Below are 13,747 nucleotides of genomic sequence, written 5' to 3'. Positions count from 1 at the left end.
GGATGCCCTTGGGAGGCAGTCACAGTAGGGCGCTGACAACAAGACGGTGTAGGTGACGTGTACGAGTGCTGCCGTTACACCACATCTCGCGCTATGGCGAGATGGCGGGAGTTGAACCCGCTCTACGCGCTCCCAATGCGAAGTAACCCACTCCTACGGACCAGCGCCCCTGTGAAGTTGTCTCCCGAGAACATGACCGCAGTCGGTGTCTTTATCAACCAGAATGAGAAGTAACCGTCTGCGTTCGCACCGGGATCCGATGCTTTCATTCACTGTAACACATCGCATTCACTGGATGCAACAGCGTTATTCGAGCACGCCTTCCGGGAGGCCCGCGCCGATCGTTCGAGCGAGGATCGCGAAGTATTCAGGCGCCCACGTGGTTGTGCAGGCGAGGCAGTGCGCACCGGATTGGTTGGCCTGCAACACCGCCCGCCGCACCAGCTCCCCGCTGCCGTCGTCAACATGCAGGGTGGTTTCACCGCAAGCCGGGCAGGCAGCTCGCAACTCCCACGTGTGTGTGACTTCCTCGGGCAGCAGCGTTTTCACGCGCTGCACCCAGTCTTCGACGGTGCGTGTCATCCGCCGCAACTCCCCCACATCCTGCGGGCGCCAATCGTGGTCGACGAGGGCATGCAAACGTCGCACGGTGGCGGGCAGGCCGTGGTCGTCCGCGGGCAGGTGACGCCACCATCCGGCTACGGTGCGGTCGATCTGATGCAGCAGGCTCGCGGCGTCGATCCACAAGGGCGGCCGGGATTTGTAGACGGTGCCGGCGGTTGGGTCGCTGCGTTGTTCGCCGTGTCGGGCTTCGAGGAGTTCGGCGTAGAGGCTGTCGAGGACGATGGTGGTGGTTCCGTCGTCGCGGGTGATGGTGTCGGGGCGCAGGCCGATGAGCGCATGGACAGCGTCGACAAAGGCGGTGTGCGCGCCCGCGACTAGCTCAGGGGTCGCTTCACTCAAGGTTGGGTGCCTCCACGCAGTACTCGAACTCGATGTGAGCGAACCGCCCGAGATGCGTGCGCAGCTCGTCTAGGAGGTCGTGGCCGCCGACGTTCAATTCCTCGTCGGTCCACAGGTATCCGGTGTACTCGGAGTAGCAGTGGGTGTAGTCGGCATCGATGGCGCCGACTGCGATCTTGGCGAGGTTGTCGGTCAGTTCTTCGGCGCACCGTTCGGTGTCGGTGATCCAGTAGCGGACTGTCGCGAACCGTCCCCACTGGTCTAGCCCGTCTTCGATGCGCTCAGCTAAGGGAACATCGATATCGGCGAGGAATAGGGCGTCGTCATGTTCGCCGCATGGGGCTTCATGTATGCGTCCCCGATAGATCTGGCGCACGCCGTTCATTGCTCATCTCCGTCGTGTTGATGGTTTTCGCGCACACATCGCAACTGGCAGCTCAGGGTGCATTCGTCAAGGTCACGGCCGGTCGACGTTGGGCAGCAGCACTTCAGGTTTGAAGACAACCCGGTAGTGGTCGGTGGAGACCTGCGTGCCGTTGGTTTGCTCAGACATCACGGTCACGTTGTCGGACAGGTGCACCGTGTGCTTGATGTAGGAGCCGTCGTCGAGCTTGCAGATGATGTCAGCGCGACTGTCCGGCCACTCGATGGAACACCTGCCCTCGACAACCAGCAGGTACTTGTCGGTGACACCGTTGATGGCGACGATCCGGCGGCTGATCTCGAACTGTTCGGCGGCCTTCTTGATGTTTTCGTTGGCTACGTCGGCGTCGGACGAGCAGCCCGCCATCAGGCTAGCGGCGAGCGTGATACCGGCCATCGCAGCCGCGACCCGCAGCCACTTGGTGTTCTTCATTCGTCCTCCTGAGCAGGTTCGTTGACGATGCGCCCCATCTCTTCAGGAGTGAGGACGGGTTCTGGTGCGGCGTAGATGCATACGCCGTCGATTCCGATGCCGAGCCGTTCAGACAGCTTGATCGGCGCGCCGCCTCGGATGATGCCGCCGCGGGCGTACTTCTCGGTCTCGCTCAACGTTCTCTCCGTTGTTCGTCCTGGCGTGTGGCATCCAGGCAGGGGCATTCGTCGTAGGCGCGGCAGAACTGGGCGGTGCAGGGTGAGCCGTTGTCGTAGAACTGGCGCGGTTTGGTGCGGTGTTCGCGGTTGCGTCGCCACGGCATCAGGGGCATGTGCAGTCCGTCCAAAAGTGTCCGCAGGCGATGCAGCAGTCGTCAGCGTCGAGCCAGTCGGGGATGTCGTCGTAGTCATCCATGACGGCGTTGTCTCGCGCGTTCGATCGCGGCCCGCAGTTCGGGGCTGGGTACGGCACCGCTGGCCGCCATCTTCGCGAGCTGGCCGGGCTTAACCGTGATCTTGTCCACCTGGTAGCGCGGCACATAGGTGTCGTCATCATCGTCGGCGGTCATGCCGGAATTCCATGTGCTGCAAACGCGCTGCCTGCCGGACCGCTTCCGAGGTGTCGAGCGGATTCCCGGTTGTGATGTTGTAGACGTTCGTCGGCTGGTTCAGCCTCCGGAGGCGTTCGTTCTCGTCGGTCAGCGCGCGGACTTTGAGCTGTTGCAGCGCGAACACAACGTTCCAGACGAACATTCCGACGGAGTACGACGCAATCGCTCCCTGGCTGGCGCTCCAAGCCCACGCGGCCACGCCGATCCAGCCCACCGGCCACACGAGATCTACCCAACTCCCGTACATTTTGATTGCGTCGAACTGGCGTTTGATCGCGACGATCATTCGGGGTTCTCCTGTTCGCCGAAGAGGTCGGCGGGTGCGATGGGCCGGGTGTGGTGTTGGAGGGCGTGCGCGAGGGAGAGGGCGCGGACTTCCTCTTTGGTGAGTTCACGTCCGGTCCACAGCGGGCAGCCGTGGGAGAGGCACACGTATTGGGCGACGCCCACGCGTTTACTCATCGCCTGTTGCGGTGTCGTCGATGTTCTCGGCCGCGCGAACCAGCTGAGCCAAAGTAAAGCGAACGCACACAGCCCACGCAGCAACCAGGACAGCGACCGCCACACCACTAATTGCAGTCCGGTTCATCGGGTTCGGTCTCCTCATACACCACCCACGGGAGACCTTTCACCGAGGGCAAGAATTCGTCGAGCGGGTCATAGTCTCGCTCGTCTGCTTCATTGAATTTGTCGACGCTCATTAGCATCTCCTCGTGTTCAAATGAAGCGTATCGATCAAGTCAAACCGGGTTTTCGTGCTCAGAAGATGGTGACCGTATGCCCGCGCCACGGGAACTTAGATTGCTCCAACTTCACCCCAGTGACAGTGAGGTTTTCGAGTATGCATCCGCCGTCTTCGAGCGGGTTTTCAAACTCGATCTGCACACTCAGCTCGGCCGGGAACTCCGACAACCGTGCAATCAACTCCGCGACCGTCAATGCAGCCACACACCTTCGCCGTACCGGAGCGCAGTCCCGAAGTCGGCGTCCCAGTGCATGAGCGCCAGGCTGTGCACCTCTGCGACAAGCGCCTGCAAGTCAGCCGCCGACGAATCTAGACGCAAATCCTCCGCGGAAACGTAGATCGGTTCCATCATGCGGCTTTTACTCATGGCTTGGACGGCTTCAGCGAGGCGGGCGCGTTCGTCTCGTAGTTCGTTCAGCAGCGACAGGGTTCCGCCGTCCGGGCCGATCCACTCCCGTGCCTGCTGGCTGAGGTTTTCGGGGTAGTCGCCGCCCATGTAGGGGAACGGGATTGCATGCGAGATCTCGTCGAACAGTTCGTCGGACAGCCGGTCGCCCATCACTTGTCCCCTACTTGTTCCCATGCGGTGGTGTGGATTTGGCGTTTCTGGACGACGACGGGGTAGCCCATCTTGCGGAGCCCGTTGCGTTTCTCCAACCACGTCGCCCTGTCCGACAGGAGGGTGAATTCTTCGCCGGTTTCCGGGTCCCGGTAGGTGATCCTGTATTCGTCACGTGACGTCGCAGGCTCACCCGGCGGCGGCAACAAGGGCTCGTCATAGACGGCGGTCACGCGGCCTCCTGGTCGGTCAGCGGCAGCCCGTAGCCTGCGCGGCGCAGCAGCTCCAGGAATTCAGTCATCGGCATGATCGCCAGCTGGTCACCGGGCCATCCGACCCCGCGGCGCTTCCATGCGATGAACCCCACCTCGGCGCCGGCGGTTTCGGTCTGCTCGCGGAGCCCGGTCACCCATTCCGTCCATCGTGGTGTGACGACGTTCTTGCATTGGGCGATCACTCCGGGCGCCAGCCCTACGGTGGGGTCGAGGTGGATGTCTCCGCCGTCGCGCTCGTATCCGGCGCGGGTCCGTTCGGCGTGGGGGAATCCGGCGAGCCGGTAGAAGTCGCGTTGCTGCCGCTCGAACTCGTCGCCCTTGCGCTTCTGCTTGCTGGTCACAGCGGCATCACCCGCGTGTACAGGTTTCCGTACGCCCAAAACTGTTGCTTGCACCTGATACAAAACACGTCGGCCCCATTCGCGAGCGCGTCTTCGATCACTCGCCGATCGTGCGCCTCACATGCTGCGCAGAACAGGTAGTCGCGGCATCCGTGCTGGTCGATGAATAGTTCCGCTGGCGGACGAGCGCCGTCTTGATGCAGCTTGCTCACACACATCACTTCGTGGTCGAGGTGTTCGATGCCGTCGACGATTTCGAGGGTTTGGGTGGTCATGCGATGCGCCTTTCGCGGGCGACGTTTTTCGTCGTGTGCCAGTGCTGTCCGGATGGGCATTGGTAGGCGCGTGCGGGTCGGGCGCCAGGTGTTGGGCGGAGGATGTAGTTGCGGATGGCGTTTTCCGCGTGCACCTGGTTGGGGTACGCCTTCTTCTTCGGTGTCGGGCAGACCGGTTTGCTCGCGTGGATGACGTGCGAGTAGAGGTTCGCGACGGCTTTTTGCCGGTTGTAGGAGACCGAGGAGAACCCGCACAGGCATTGCGCGGCATACGATTTGCCGCCGGTGTCGACGCGGGTGAGGACGTGTTGGGTTGGGTTCATGACACGCCTCGCAGTTGCGTTTGAAGGTCGGCGATGAGCTGGGCGTCCCGCTGTTGTTTGGTGGCGATCGCTGTCCACCCTTCTTGGGTGTCTCGCTGCAACTGTTCGTAGGTGTTGCGGGCGGCTTCCCACTCGTCGAGGATGGTGCCGAGGTTGTTGCGCATCCACGCGATCAGCTCGGCGTCGGCGAGCCCCCAAATGACTTGCAGTCCTTCGTCTTCGGTCATCTCAGCGACGGTCGCGTAAGAGTGCGGCACACCCTCAACTTCTGGGCCGCCCCAGCTATCAACCCACAGGCAGTCCCGGTTTCCGTCCTCGGCATTGCGCAGATCGGTGACTTGCCATGGCCCGTTGGTGGCTTCGGCGAGCAACCGTCGCCCTTCGGTGATGAGGTCACGATCGGTCATCAAGGAAATCCTGTTCGTCAGCGAAGTACGCCTCGGTCGGGTTCTGCGCATCCACCAAGATCAGGCGGCGCGCGGATGTGATCCAGTCAGGCGAGATATGTGAACTGAACCCGGCAGCAGGCGGCAGGAGTTCGAATAACAAGTGCCCGTCGGTAACGTGGAGCGGCAGCACCAGGGCGAGACAGTTGGTGAAGGTGCCGCCATACGGGTAGTCGCCGGTGATGTCCCAGATGGACTGAGGTTCGGCGGCGAGCCACGGTTTCCGCATCAGGGTTTGCGGGTCGGTCATGTCGTCTTCTCCATTCGGGTTCGGCGCCACACGGATGCGACTCCTCCGTGTGATCGGGCGGCTGTTGCCTGGACTCCTGCTTTTTCGATGACGCCTTCACGGCGGAGACGCAGCAGCATCGGCCCGAACTGGCGGGGTTCCGGCATGTCAGGCCAGCCTGCCGCTTTCATGCGTGCGTAGATGTCGGCGTTCACGAACTCTGTGCCTGCTGGCAGCTCGTGGATCAGCTTCTCCGCGCGCTGGATGTAGACGAACGCGGGCGGGGTCGCGGCGGTCATCGGCACCGCCATTCGTCGTCTGTGAACAGGTGGTCGCGTCCGTACCGCTCGGCGCATACGAAGCATTCGCGGAGACGCACCGGATGCCCTACCGTGTCTGCCAGACCCGAGTCATGCCCTGGGAAGATGGTGCCCTCCAGGTACTGTTGGCCGGTTTTGATGCTGCGGAGTGCGCAGGTGTCGCACCGGTACGCCTTGCGGGCGCGGCGGAGCCGGGTCGCGGCGGTCATGCGGCGGCCCTCGGTTTCTTCTGACCGGTCCACGGCAGGTGCAGGCCGTCACCCGGTCGCCGCGGAACGTAGTGGCAGTGAATATGCGCGACAGATTGAGTGGCTGCTGGTCCGCTGGAGGTGATGAGGTTGAAGTCCTCGCCCTGGCTGTTGGCGTACGTCGCGGCGTAGCTCATCGACACTCGGACTGCTTCGGCGTGTGGGTGTTCGGCGTGCCAGGCGGGCAGGAACAGCATGTGTCCGGGCGTGACTGGGTTGAGGGGTGTGAACCGGACGACGGTGTCGGCGTATTCGTATTCGTAGTCTTCTGCGGCGATGCGGTCGCAGAACACGCATCCGTCACGGAGGTCGGGCGCCAGGCCGCGCCATGATCGTTCAGCCACGTCGTTGCTGCTTCCGCGCTTTGCGGGCGGCCTTGTTCTTGGTGCGCCGCTTCGCGACCTCCGAGTGCGAGACGGTGCCCTCGTACATCGGCTTGTGTTGCAGACCCCGCAGAACACCTTTCGGTTCCCGAGGGTCGATCGGCTGGTTGTCAGCCATGAGTGAGTCCTCCTCGGACGGTTAGGCGGCGAGGTCGTCGTGCGTGTAGAGCGGGATCACGTTAGGGGTCTTGGGGCTGTCGTCGCCGTCGCGCCAGATGCGGCCCGCCCATATGCCGGGGATCGACGTCGAATACTCGGTTACCAAGTCGGCGTGGATCTTCGCGCATGCGGTCTTCGCCTTGGCCGGGCATGAGCCGCACAGCTGTTGGGACCGGAGCCGACGCTCTTTCGCAGCGAAGTCGGATTCGCCGTCGATGCGAAAGTCCCATTGGGAGGCGCCGCGGTGCTGGCGCATCCATTCCCGCGACTCTTCGGACGTGCAGGGCGCGTCTTTGAAGGGTGATGGTGGTAGCTGCCTCACTGCTTGGCCGCCGCGATGATGGGGGCGATGAGGATGCCGATGGCGAGGATGGGGATTGCGGCGAGGACGCCGAGGAGGGTGAGGAGCGGGTGGGGTTTGAGGCTGTTCATGGGGTGCTCCAGATCGGGGATTGTATTCGCGCTTGTGGCAGTGGTTTTCGCTTGCGTCGGCGATGGTTTCGTCGTCTTGCTGCCGGTTTGCGGTAATGTCGAGTTCACTGGAAACAATATCATTCACTGTATGCGCACACAATGCTGGAGATAGCAAACGGGGCGGGATTTCTCCCGCCCCGTCAGGGTTTGCTGTGTTCAGTTGTCAGCTGGACTGGCCCAGTTCGGCCCAGACTTCGACGCTGTCGCCGACGTGGGTTCGGACTTGGTCGCGGTCGAGTGCGACGACGATCCGGCCAGCGTGGTTCTCGACGGTGAGCAGCGCGTATTTCGCGCCGCTCTTCCCTTCGGCGACTTCGAGCTTGATTGTGGCGTCGGTTTCGGTCGTGATCAACTACTTCACCTCGGGGGTTGGTTATGCGGCTCGGGCGCCGCGGCGTGGACGGCCTGCGGACCGGCGTCCGATGCCGCGTTGCATCGGGACGACGCGTCGGCCGCGCGCCTGGTCTTCGGCTGGCTTGGTGACGGTTGGGTGTTCGGCGGCACGGATTTTCGCGGCCGTGTGTAAGGCTTCGACGTACTGTTTGATGGCGTCGTCGTATCCGCTACTGCTGCGGCCGATCCAGTCGGCGTGTTCGCTGAGGTCTTCAAGCCGCTCGTACATGCGGCTGCCGTATCCGCCGATGTAACTCATGCTGCTGCTCCTGTGATTTCGACCGCGGCGGCGCGGTATTTGTTGATGCCCCAGACGATGGCGTGGCAGGCACGCAGGTAGTGGATGGACCAGTCGTTGAGGTCCCATTCCCACGAGTCCTCGAAGGTGAACGGGGTGCCGTCGTCGAACCAGTAACGGAAGTCGTCGAGCGCAAACCGCTCCGAACCGTGGCCGGCATGGCTGAGAACGTCCTCACGGATCTCGTGGAACAGTGCAGCGTTCTCGCCGATCCAGTCTTCGCGACGCTCCCAGAAGTAGCGGACCACCTCGGTGGTGAACTTCTCTGCCGATACCGCCTCGATGTCCGTTCCTCGGGCTACCAGCTTCTCCGCCCAGTAGCCAGGATTGATGCGCTCCATGCCGGATGCCGAGAAGAACTCGAACATGTCCGAGATGCGCGCGAACGTGAACGAATAGAAATCGCCGGTGATCGCCAAATATCCAGGCCAGGTGACGAGTTCAAACCAGCCGACACTGCCGCGCGCCCCGAACTGGATGTGCCGGTACAGGCCGTCATCGTGCAGAACAGTCATCTCGTGCCTAGCGGCGTAGGCGAGAAAGTCACGGTAGGAGTCTTCGTAGTTATTCACCGCTGGTCACCTCCTCGGGTTCCCACAGCACGATGGCGGGCAGGTCGTCGAGTTCGTCAGTGCCGATGGGGATGTCGTCGTCCTGCGTCTCCGCCCAGTCGGACCGAAACCCGTGACGATCGGCGGCGCCGTAGTGGCAGGTCTTCTCCGCGATCCGCCCTTCGGCGGTGCGCACGACTGCACCTTCCGGCAACGCGTCCAACTCCGCGGGAGTCTCGATGCGGCGTGCGGGTGGACGCCAACCTGCGGCGATCACCACGGCCGCGCGGTGCTGGTCGATATGGCAGTCGAGCGCTTCCCCGCACGAACACCAGAACCCCCGAGCGGCTGGTTGATGGAGGTTGATCAACTCGGCCAGGGTGTCGCGGTCACACATCGTCGTCGCCCTCCTCGTCGAAGAGGTCCCAGGTAATGAGCCCCTCGGGCGGGTTCCAGTAGCCGTCGGCATCAACGGATTCGCAGAATTTGCGGAGGTCCGCACGTGCGACTTTCGCGCACCAGGCATTCGCCGGGTACGCGCCCGGTCGAAAGCCTTCACGCACCGTGATGGTCTGCTGATCCCATCCATCCCAGCCATGCATCGAGGACGTGCCATGCTCGTCCGCGCGGGCGAACCGGTCCGCTGCGGCGTGCTCGTAGGTGGCCTCCAGCTCTGCGCGAGTGCCGCACTGGATCGGCGCATCCACGACAGACGAGTAGACGACGTAGAAGTCCTCGTCGCGAATCGGTTTGATGATCGTGTGGCCCATCACGCCTCCTCGGTGGGGATGTGCAGGACGGTGATCGGGCCGGACCCATACGGCCGGTCCCAGCTGGTCGAGGTACCGGCGTGCCACCACCAGCCGTCGCGCTGCCAAGCCTTGCCGTTGCGCAGGATCACCGACCCATTGGGAAGCTCGCCGGCCTCGGCGTCAGTGACCACGCTGGCGGGTGGACGCCAACCGGCCGCGATGACATCTGCCGCGGTCTCGTTCCAGCTGGCTCCGCCGATTTCACGGGCCTGCCTGTCGGTCGATTCCGCCATCACGCGCGCAAGATTCTTGCGGATCGAACTGTCAGACATCGGTATTCACATCCGCAGCGATCAGTGCGCGGGCGCGTTCGCGGATACGCCGGTCGGCGTCTTGCAGGTAGCCAGTCAGCTTGATGTACAGCTGGGTCGGCTCGTAGGAGAGCATCGTCGGTGTGGTGTCGAACCGCAGACCGTGACGAGCGAGGTCGGTGACGAACTCCTCCAGCTCATCGACACGGTGCGCTTGTTCACGGATGATCAGCACCGCCTGCCACTTTTCGCCCGCCACGGCTTCAACCTGCTCCTCCAACTTGGCGACGCGGGCGCGCGCACGTTTGAGGTTGGCGCCGAGGTCGCTGACGTTCTCCCACACCGCAGCCCAGTCCCCGTCGCCGTCCGCGTTGATGGCGTCGTGAAGTCCGGTCGCGTCCAACGCGATTGCGTTGAGGCGCCGGATCATTTCGCCGCGGTCTTTGCCGCCATTACGGAGTCGTTCGACTTCGGCTTCCAGTTCACCAATTCGATCGTTCGTCATCGGTGATCTCCTCTCCTCCATGCAGCGGACGCCGCAGAACCTTCACGGGCAGCGGGATCGTGGAACTGTCGTAGTCCTCGTTGTCGGTGCCGGTCTTCCACCAACCCGCGTGCGGCAGGCCACCAGAGAGTTCCGACTCGACGTTGTCGACGTCGCGTTCGTAGATGTGCCCGCGGGCGTCCTCGATGACTGCTGGCACCACGGATTCCCAGCGATCGCGGGCGTCGGTGAGCGCTTGAGCGGACTGGAGCCTGTCGAGTTCGTCCACGGATTCGATGACTCGTGCGGGTGGCTGCCAGCCTGCGGCGAGGATGGCGTCAACGGTGGCTTGCTGGTGGTCGTAGGAGACGTGCTGGCGAACGATGTCGGCCAGGGTGTCGCGGTCAGGCATGGCGGATCTCCCGCCCGTCGAGGTCGGCAGCGAGCGCGTCGAGGACCTTCGAGTCGTGGGCGGCGATGAGGTCGCTGAGCCAGTCGAGAGCGTCGCGCTCCGGGACACCGAACATGCCGGCGGCTTCGTTCGGGTCGAGTCCGAGGAGTCGGGCGGCGACGTCTTCGGTGTTGCTGGTTTCGCCGGTGCGGAAGTCGATCACTTCGGACGCATCGGCGTAGGGGCGGTCGTCGTAGAGGAATCCGTACTCGCCGTGGATCTGGATCACCCATCCGGCAACGCATTTCCGCCACTTGCTTTGGTCGTGGTCTTTGGGGTTCTGGGTGAGGTGGTCGAGCACCTTACGCATGAGGGGGATGGTGTCGGGCATTTCGGTTCTCCTGGTTGAGGCTTGGTAGGGCTGGCGGCCCGAGAGATTGCGGGTCGATCTCGGGCCGCCGCCCTCCTCCTGTGCTGGCCGTCGAGCGCGCGTTTCTCGTGGGTCGCGGCGGCGAGCTGGGAGGTCTATTGCGCGGCGAGTGCCACTTTCACTTCATCGAGTTCGTGGGCTTCGACTTCGGTCCACTCGAACTCGCCGTCGCCGTCGGGTTCCCACCGGGAGACGCCTATTTGTGTCGGCCTACCGGTTTGGACGAGGCGGATGTGGTCGAGGACTGCGATGGCTTCGACGAGATGCTGGACCGGTTGCGTGTAGGAGCGGACTGGCGGCATTGGCACGTACCAGACGACCAGGTCACCAGGCTTCGGGGCGCTCATGCTGCAACTCGCTTCGGCGGCCACCACGGCTGGTAGCGCTCGCGGTCGCTGGTCGCTTGCCGAAGCGCGTAGCTGAACGCGTTTTGCCATGCCGGGAAGGTGGCGACGCATTCCCACTCGTCGCGTCCGGTGGGGCGGGATACGGCCCACTCTCCAATAGGTGTGCGGTACACGAACGGCTTGTTCACGGCAGTACCTCCACGAAACCGTCGGGGTATGCGATGTCCAGCTCGTAAAGGTATTCCGCGGATGGGTTTTCGGGCGTAGTCGATACCGCGAATCGGATATCTTCACTGCGCTGCCACACGTATATGCTGGCTTCGCCGATGCCTTTGAACTTCACACCCATTGGCACGTCCTCGGCTCGTGGCCACGTGCGCAGTTCCGTCACGTCTGCGACTTCGGCATCTGCCTTCGGGTCGTCTACTTCCTCCAACCTGAGCAATTCAACTGTTGTGACGATCCGCAACGGAGTCACCTGTGAGTGCGCACGAAACGCGTAGGCGAGCCCGAACCCCAGTCGGGAGATGTATTCGATGATCACCCGGCGTGCTTGTTCGGCTTCTTCCAGCGTGTCCCACACGTAGGCGCGTTCGCTCGCCGAAATCCACATCGCTACGCCGTCTTCGGGGTCGTTGCCGGGGTAGTCGTAGACGAGGCGTCCGTCTGGCTGCCGGATCGCGTACTTGATGCTTCTTTGCTCGGTCATCGCTGGATGTCTTTCTCGAATCGGTCGGCGAGCGCGGCGATTTGGGCTGCGGCTTGACCGTGGTTGTTCCACCGGAGGTCGTGCTCGATAGCGCGGAGTTCGTCAGCCGCGCGAGCGAACCTTGCGGCGGCCTGCTGCTCGTGCCTGCAATCGGTCACCGCTGGACCTCCAGTGCGTGAGCACACGCGGCGACCGCGCCGGCAATGTAGTTGGCTTGCTCTTTGTGGCCGATGACGTGCCATTCGGCGCGAACGTCGGCGGGGTCGGTGCCGATTTCGTTGCGGTGGATGGCGCCGAAGATGACGAGCGCGAGCGCTTCCAACTCGGGATCCCACATGTCGTTGGGGTTCACTTCTGCTCCTGGTGATCTTCGAGCCACGCGGCGAGGCGGGCGATGGTCTCGCGGACGTCGGATTCGTTGAGCTCAGCCGAGATACGGACGCGGCTCCCGACCGCGGTTGCGATGCGCAGGCGGCACCATTCGGTGCCTTCCTCCCCCGCGACCTCGACGGCGTACCCGTCGTGGTCGGTGATCGGTTCCTCCCCGTAGTAGGTGACGGGGCGGCCTGCCGGATGCCGGGTGATCATCACGCCACCGCCTTCCCTGCTGCGCGCGCCTCTCGTACCTCTGCGCTCCGCAACATGTGTTTCGCGTGCTCCAGCTGCTTTTGCAGGGCGACGTATCGCCGCAATCGGCCGTCTTCCCTGGCCTGAATGCGGGCTGTCCGCTTGGGGCCGAGACCGACTCCGCCAGCTGCCGCGCGGTCGTTGATCAGCGGCGCAGTGAGCGGTGCCATCCGTGCTTCAATCTCGGCGATCTGGTCCCGCCAGTACGACGCGGGCCGGTAGTAGCGGGGACGGCGAACCGGCTTCGGCTTCGGTTCGGGGGCGGCCAGGATGGCTGGGTCAACCAAGTCTTCGTCGCCGTCCTGGATGAACCACGTCAGCAGCGGCGGAAACTTCGGCCGGACGGTCGAGTGTGAGGCCATCCATTCGTCTGAACGCTGTTTCAGCAGTTCCATGTACTCGTCGCCGGACATGCGGGCGCTCATGCCGCCACCTGCCCGAGCCCGTACACCAGGTACCAACCGTTGACGACGACCTTGATGTAAACGTCGTCGTCATGCGCGAACGGCTCAGTCTCGTCGAGCGCTTCGGCGATGTCGGCGCGAGCGTGCTCCCAGCACAGAGCCCACTGCTCAAGGTTGAGTTGGTTGGGCCGGTCGGTGTCGGGGTCGAAGCCGGGGCGGGTCCAGTCGAGAAACACGGCGGCGCTGACGTGAGGACACTTGTCAACGACGCACTCGGCGTCTTTGAATTCGCTTCCGTTCCAGTCGTTCTCGAAGTCGACGCGTGGGTCCTTCGCGGGCAGGCCGAGCATGCGGCGGACGTCGGTTTCGGTGTAGGTACGCATGGTGTGGCCTTTCAGGCTGCGATGTCGAGGGAGGCGGTGAAGGTCGCGAGGGCGGCGAGGTTCGCGGGGATGGTGACGGCGATTTCGTCGGCGTCGCTGGCCCAGGTGAGGGTGTCGATGGCGTTGATGGCGTGTTCGACGCAGTAGATGTGGCCTTCGCGGGTCGCGCCGCGCTGGTGGCTGGTGGTGGCCTCGATGAGGACGGTGGCCCCGGTGTTGCAGTGGTCGCATTCGTCGGCGAACAGGTGGTCTGCGCCGATGTGGCCGGTGACGCGGTAGTCGCTGGTGTTGAGGACGTCACGTACGACGGTGGTGAGGTTCATGCCGCCACCTCGTCGAGGTTGATGCGGACGGTGAGTTCGCCAGTGAAGCCGCAGTCGCGGCAGCCCTGTCCGTTGCAGGTTTCGTGGATGACGGGGATCCACTCGTATCGGTCGTCCATGGGTGTCGCTTTCGGGTTG

General features: G+C 63.5%; 38 protein-coding genes. All 38 read right to left on the bottom strand.

All coding sequences use genetic code 11. The features are described 5' to 3' along the window. Positions 1 to 306: 306 nt before the first annotated feature. Complete coding sequence (locus NX1_RS16200) at positions 307 to 963, bottom strand: DUF7341 domain-containing protein (RefSeq protein WP_068059301.1); 657 nt, start codon at positions 961 to 963, stop codon at positions 307 to 309. Next, positions 956 to 1,348: a hypothetical protein gene (locus NX1_RS16195; RefSeq protein WP_068059300.1), complete on the bottom strand. Its 393-nt coding sequence runs from the start codon at positions 1,346 to 1,348 to the stop codon at positions 956 to 958. Before NX1_RS16195 ends, NX1_RS16200 begins: the two co-directional genes overlap by 8 nt. A gap of 72 nt (positions 1,349 to 1,420) precedes the next feature. After that, positions 1,421 to 1,819, bottom strand: coding sequence for a beta-sandwich lipoprotein (locus tag NX1_RS16190; RefSeq protein WP_084501473.1), 399 nt, complete (start codon positions 1,817 to 1,819; stop codon positions 1,421 to 1,423). Next, complete coding sequence (locus NX1_RS16185; protein ID WP_068059299.1) at positions 1,816 to 1,995, bottom strand: hypothetical protein; 180 nt, start codon at positions 1,993 to 1,995, stop codon at positions 1,816 to 1,818. The genes NX1_RS16190 and NX1_RS16185 overlap by 4 nt, the downstream gene beginning before the upstream one ends. Before the next feature lie 230 nt (positions 1,996 to 2,225). Next, the gene (locus tag NX1_RS36340; RefSeq protein WP_157119794.1) at positions 2,226 to 2,387 is read right to left on the bottom strand and encodes a hypothetical protein; all 162 of its coding nucleotides are present in this window, start codon (positions 2,385 to 2,387) and stop codon (positions 2,226 to 2,228) included. After that, positions 2,371 to 2,715 (bottom strand): hypothetical protein, encoded by a 345-nt coding sequence (locus NX1_RS16180; RefSeq protein WP_068059296.1) that lies wholly within the window; start codon positions 2,713 to 2,715, stop codon positions 2,371 to 2,373. Before NX1_RS16180 ends, NX1_RS36340 begins: the two co-directional genes overlap by 17 nt. After that, on the bottom strand, positions 2,712 to 2,891 hold the full coding sequence (locus NX1_RS36335; protein ID WP_157119793.1) for a hypothetical protein: 180 nt from the start codon (positions 2,889 to 2,891) through the stop codon (positions 2,712 to 2,714). Before NX1_RS36335 ends, NX1_RS16180 begins: the two co-directional genes overlap by 4 nt. A 107-nt stretch (positions 2,892 to 2,998) precedes the next feature. Further along, a complete protein-coding gene (locus NX1_RS38425) occupies positions 2,999 to 3,130 on the bottom strand; it encodes a hypothetical protein (RefSeq protein WP_281216547.1) in 132 nt (43 codons plus the stop codon). Positions 3,131 to 3,188: 58 nt separating this feature from the next. Beyond that, complete coding sequence (locus NX1_RS16175) at positions 3,189 to 3,368, bottom strand: hypothetical protein (protein WP_068059294.1); 180 nt, start codon at positions 3,366 to 3,368, stop codon at positions 3,189 to 3,191. Then, complete coding sequence (locus NX1_RS16170; protein ID WP_068059291.1) at positions 3,365 to 3,733, bottom strand: hypothetical protein; 369 nt, start codon at positions 3,731 to 3,733, stop codon at positions 3,365 to 3,367. The genes NX1_RS16175 and NX1_RS16170 overlap by 4 nt, the downstream gene beginning before the upstream one ends. Further along, positions 3,733 to 3,966: a hypothetical protein gene (locus NX1_RS16165; RefSeq protein ID WP_068059288.1), complete on the bottom strand. Its 234-nt coding sequence runs from the start codon at positions 3,964 to 3,966 to the stop codon at positions 3,733 to 3,735. Before NX1_RS16165 ends, NX1_RS16170 begins: the two co-directional genes overlap by 1 nt. Continuing rightward, entirely contained in the window at positions 3,963 to 4,349 is a 387-nt protein-coding gene (locus NX1_RS16160) for a hypothetical protein (protein ID WP_068059286.1), read from the bottom strand. Before NX1_RS16160 ends, NX1_RS16165 begins: the two co-directional genes overlap by 4 nt. Further along, positions 4,346 to 4,624: a hypothetical protein gene (locus tag NX1_RS16155; protein ID WP_068059284.1), complete on the bottom strand. Its 279-nt coding sequence runs from the start codon at positions 4,622 to 4,624 to the stop codon at positions 4,346 to 4,348. The genes NX1_RS16160 and NX1_RS16155 overlap by 4 nt, the downstream gene beginning before the upstream one ends. Further along, complete coding sequence (locus tag NX1_RS16150; RefSeq protein WP_068059282.1) at positions 4,621 to 4,947, bottom strand: hypothetical protein; 327 nt, start codon at positions 4,945 to 4,947, stop codon at positions 4,621 to 4,623. Before NX1_RS16150 ends, NX1_RS16155 begins: the two co-directional genes overlap by 4 nt. Further along, positions 4,944 to 5,354, bottom strand: coding sequence for a hypothetical protein (locus NX1_RS16145; RefSeq protein WP_068059280.1), 411 nt, complete (start codon positions 5,352 to 5,354; stop codon positions 4,944 to 4,946). The genes NX1_RS16150 and NX1_RS16145 overlap by 4 nt, the downstream gene beginning before the upstream one ends. Continuing rightward, the gene (locus NX1_RS16140; protein ID WP_068059278.1) at positions 5,341 to 5,643 is read right to left on the bottom strand and encodes a hypothetical protein; all 303 of its coding nucleotides are present in this window, start codon (positions 5,641 to 5,643) and stop codon (positions 5,341 to 5,343) included. The genes NX1_RS16145 and NX1_RS16140 overlap by 14 nt, the downstream gene beginning before the upstream one ends. Then, positions 5,640 to 5,921 carry a hypothetical protein gene (locus NX1_RS16135; protein ID WP_157119792.1) on the bottom strand — a complete coding sequence of 94 codons (282 nt, stop codon included), beginning with the start codon at positions 5,919 to 5,921 and terminating at the stop codon, positions 5,640 to 5,642. The genes NX1_RS16140 and NX1_RS16135 overlap by 4 nt, the downstream gene beginning before the upstream one ends. A 226-nt stretch (positions 5,922 to 6,147) precedes the next feature. Continuing rightward, entirely contained in the window at positions 6,148 to 6,534 is a 387-nt protein-coding gene (locus NX1_RS16125; protein WP_084501472.1) for an HIT family protein, read from the bottom strand. Next, positions 6,527 to 6,691 carry a hypothetical protein gene (locus tag NX1_RS36935; protein ID WP_169812243.1) on the bottom strand — a complete coding sequence of 55 codons (165 nt, stop codon included), beginning with the start codon at positions 6,689 to 6,691 and terminating at the stop codon, positions 6,527 to 6,529. The genes NX1_RS16125 and NX1_RS36935 overlap by 8 nt, the downstream gene beginning before the upstream one ends. A gap of 21 nt (positions 6,692 to 6,712) precedes the next feature. Then, complete coding sequence (locus tag NX1_RS16120) at positions 6,713 to 6,988, bottom strand: hypothetical protein (protein WP_068059273.1); 276 nt, start codon at positions 6,986 to 6,988, stop codon at positions 6,713 to 6,715. 381 nt (positions 6,989 to 7,369) lie between these two features. Then, positions 7,370 to 7,558 (bottom strand): hypothetical protein, encoded by a 189-nt coding sequence (locus NX1_RS16115; RefSeq protein ID WP_068059271.1) that lies wholly within the window; start codon positions 7,556 to 7,558, stop codon positions 7,370 to 7,372. Between the two features lie 21 nt (positions 7,559 to 7,579). Next, positions 7,580 to 7,858 (bottom strand): hypothetical protein, encoded by a 279-nt coding sequence (locus NX1_RS16110; RefSeq protein WP_068059269.1) that lies wholly within the window; start codon positions 7,856 to 7,858, stop codon positions 7,580 to 7,582. Next, positions 7,855 to 8,412 (bottom strand): hypothetical protein, encoded by a 558-nt coding sequence (locus NX1_RS16105; protein ID WP_084501471.1) that lies wholly within the window; start codon positions 8,410 to 8,412, stop codon positions 7,855 to 7,857. The genes NX1_RS16110 and NX1_RS16105 overlap by 4 nt, the downstream gene beginning before the upstream one ends. 49 nt (positions 8,413 to 8,461) lie before the next feature. Further along, positions 8,462 to 8,845, bottom strand: coding sequence for a hypothetical protein (locus NX1_RS16100; RefSeq protein WP_068059265.1), 384 nt, complete (start codon positions 8,843 to 8,845; stop codon positions 8,462 to 8,464). After that, a complete protein-coding gene (locus NX1_RS16095; RefSeq protein WP_068059263.1) occupies positions 8,838 to 9,218 on the bottom strand; it encodes a hypothetical protein in 381 nt (126 codons plus the stop codon). Before NX1_RS16095 ends, NX1_RS16100 begins: the two co-directional genes overlap by 8 nt. Further along, positions 9,218 to 9,532, bottom strand: coding sequence for a hypothetical protein (locus NX1_RS16090; protein WP_157119790.1), 315 nt, complete (start codon positions 9,530 to 9,532; stop codon positions 9,218 to 9,220). Before NX1_RS16090 ends, NX1_RS16095 begins: the two co-directional genes overlap by 1 nt. Then, positions 9,525 to 10,016 carry a hypothetical protein gene (locus NX1_RS16085; protein WP_157119789.1) on the bottom strand — a complete coding sequence of 164 codons (492 nt, stop codon included), beginning with the start codon at positions 10,014 to 10,016 and terminating at the stop codon, positions 9,525 to 9,527. Before NX1_RS16085 ends, NX1_RS16090 begins: the two co-directional genes overlap by 8 nt. After that, positions 9,994 to 10,407, bottom strand: a complete 414-nt coding sequence (locus tag NX1_RS16080) for a hypothetical protein (RefSeq protein WP_068059257.1) — start codon at positions 10,405 to 10,407, stop codon at positions 9,994 to 9,996. Before NX1_RS16080 ends, NX1_RS16085 begins: the two co-directional genes overlap by 23 nt. Then, positions 10,400 to 10,777: a hypothetical protein gene (locus NX1_RS16075; protein WP_068059255.1), complete on the bottom strand. Its 378-nt coding sequence runs from the start codon at positions 10,775 to 10,777 to the stop codon at positions 10,400 to 10,402. Before NX1_RS16075 ends, NX1_RS16080 begins: the two co-directional genes overlap by 8 nt. Positions 10,778 to 10,911: 134 nt before the next feature. Further along, positions 10,912 to 11,163, bottom strand: a complete 252-nt coding sequence (locus NX1_RS36330; RefSeq protein WP_157119788.1) for a hypothetical protein — start codon at positions 11,161 to 11,163, stop codon at positions 10,912 to 10,914. Beyond that, entirely contained in the window at positions 11,160 to 11,351 is a 192-nt protein-coding gene (locus NX1_RS36325; protein ID WP_157119787.1) for a hypothetical protein, read from the bottom strand. The genes NX1_RS36330 and NX1_RS36325 overlap by 4 nt, the downstream gene beginning before the upstream one ends. Then, positions 11,348 to 11,872 (bottom strand): hypothetical protein, encoded by a 525-nt coding sequence (locus NX1_RS16065; RefSeq protein WP_068059251.1) that lies wholly within the window; start codon positions 11,870 to 11,872, stop codon positions 11,348 to 11,350. The genes NX1_RS36325 and NX1_RS16065 overlap by 4 nt, the downstream gene beginning before the upstream one ends. A 154-nt stretch (positions 11,873 to 12,026) precedes the next feature. After that, positions 12,027 to 12,224, bottom strand: a complete 198-nt coding sequence (locus NX1_RS16060; protein WP_068059249.1) for a hypothetical protein — start codon at positions 12,222 to 12,224, stop codon at positions 12,027 to 12,029. Continuing rightward, positions 12,221 to 12,463: a hypothetical protein gene (locus NX1_RS16055; protein WP_169812242.1), complete on the bottom strand. Its 243-nt coding sequence runs from the start codon at positions 12,461 to 12,463 to the stop codon at positions 12,221 to 12,223. Before NX1_RS16055 ends, NX1_RS16060 begins: the two co-directional genes overlap by 4 nt. Further along, the gene (locus NX1_RS16050) at positions 12,460 to 12,924 is read right to left on the bottom strand and encodes a hypothetical protein (RefSeq protein ID WP_068059245.1); all 465 of its coding nucleotides are present in this window, start codon (positions 12,922 to 12,924) and stop codon (positions 12,460 to 12,462) included. Before NX1_RS16050 ends, NX1_RS16055 begins: the two co-directional genes overlap by 4 nt. Beyond that, complete coding sequence (locus NX1_RS16045; RefSeq protein ID WP_068059243.1) at positions 12,921 to 13,286, bottom strand: hypothetical protein; 366 nt, start codon at positions 13,284 to 13,286, stop codon at positions 12,921 to 12,923. Before NX1_RS16045 ends, NX1_RS16050 begins: the two co-directional genes overlap by 4 nt. A gap of 11 nt (positions 13,287 to 13,297) precedes the next feature. After that, a complete protein-coding gene (locus NX1_RS16040; RefSeq protein ID WP_068059241.1) occupies positions 13,298 to 13,609 on the bottom strand; it encodes a hypothetical protein in 312 nt (103 codons plus the stop codon). Continuing rightward, positions 13,606 to 13,728: a hypothetical protein gene (locus tag NX1_RS38420; protein WP_281216536.1), complete on the bottom strand. Its 123-nt coding sequence runs from the start codon at positions 13,726 to 13,728 to the stop codon at positions 13,606 to 13,608. The genes NX1_RS16040 and NX1_RS38420 overlap by 4 nt, the downstream gene beginning before the upstream one ends. Positions 13,729 to 13,747 lie beyond the last annotated feature (19 nt).

This window comes from Nocardia xishanensis NBRC 101358, assembly GCF_001613365.1.
GTDB classification, from domain to species: Bacteria; Actinomycetota; Actinomycetes; order Mycobacteriales; family Mycobacteriaceae; genus Nocardia; species Nocardia xishanensis.
The sequence above is the reverse complement of the archived record's forward strand: the minus strand, read 5'-3'. Positions and strand labels throughout refer to the sequence as shown.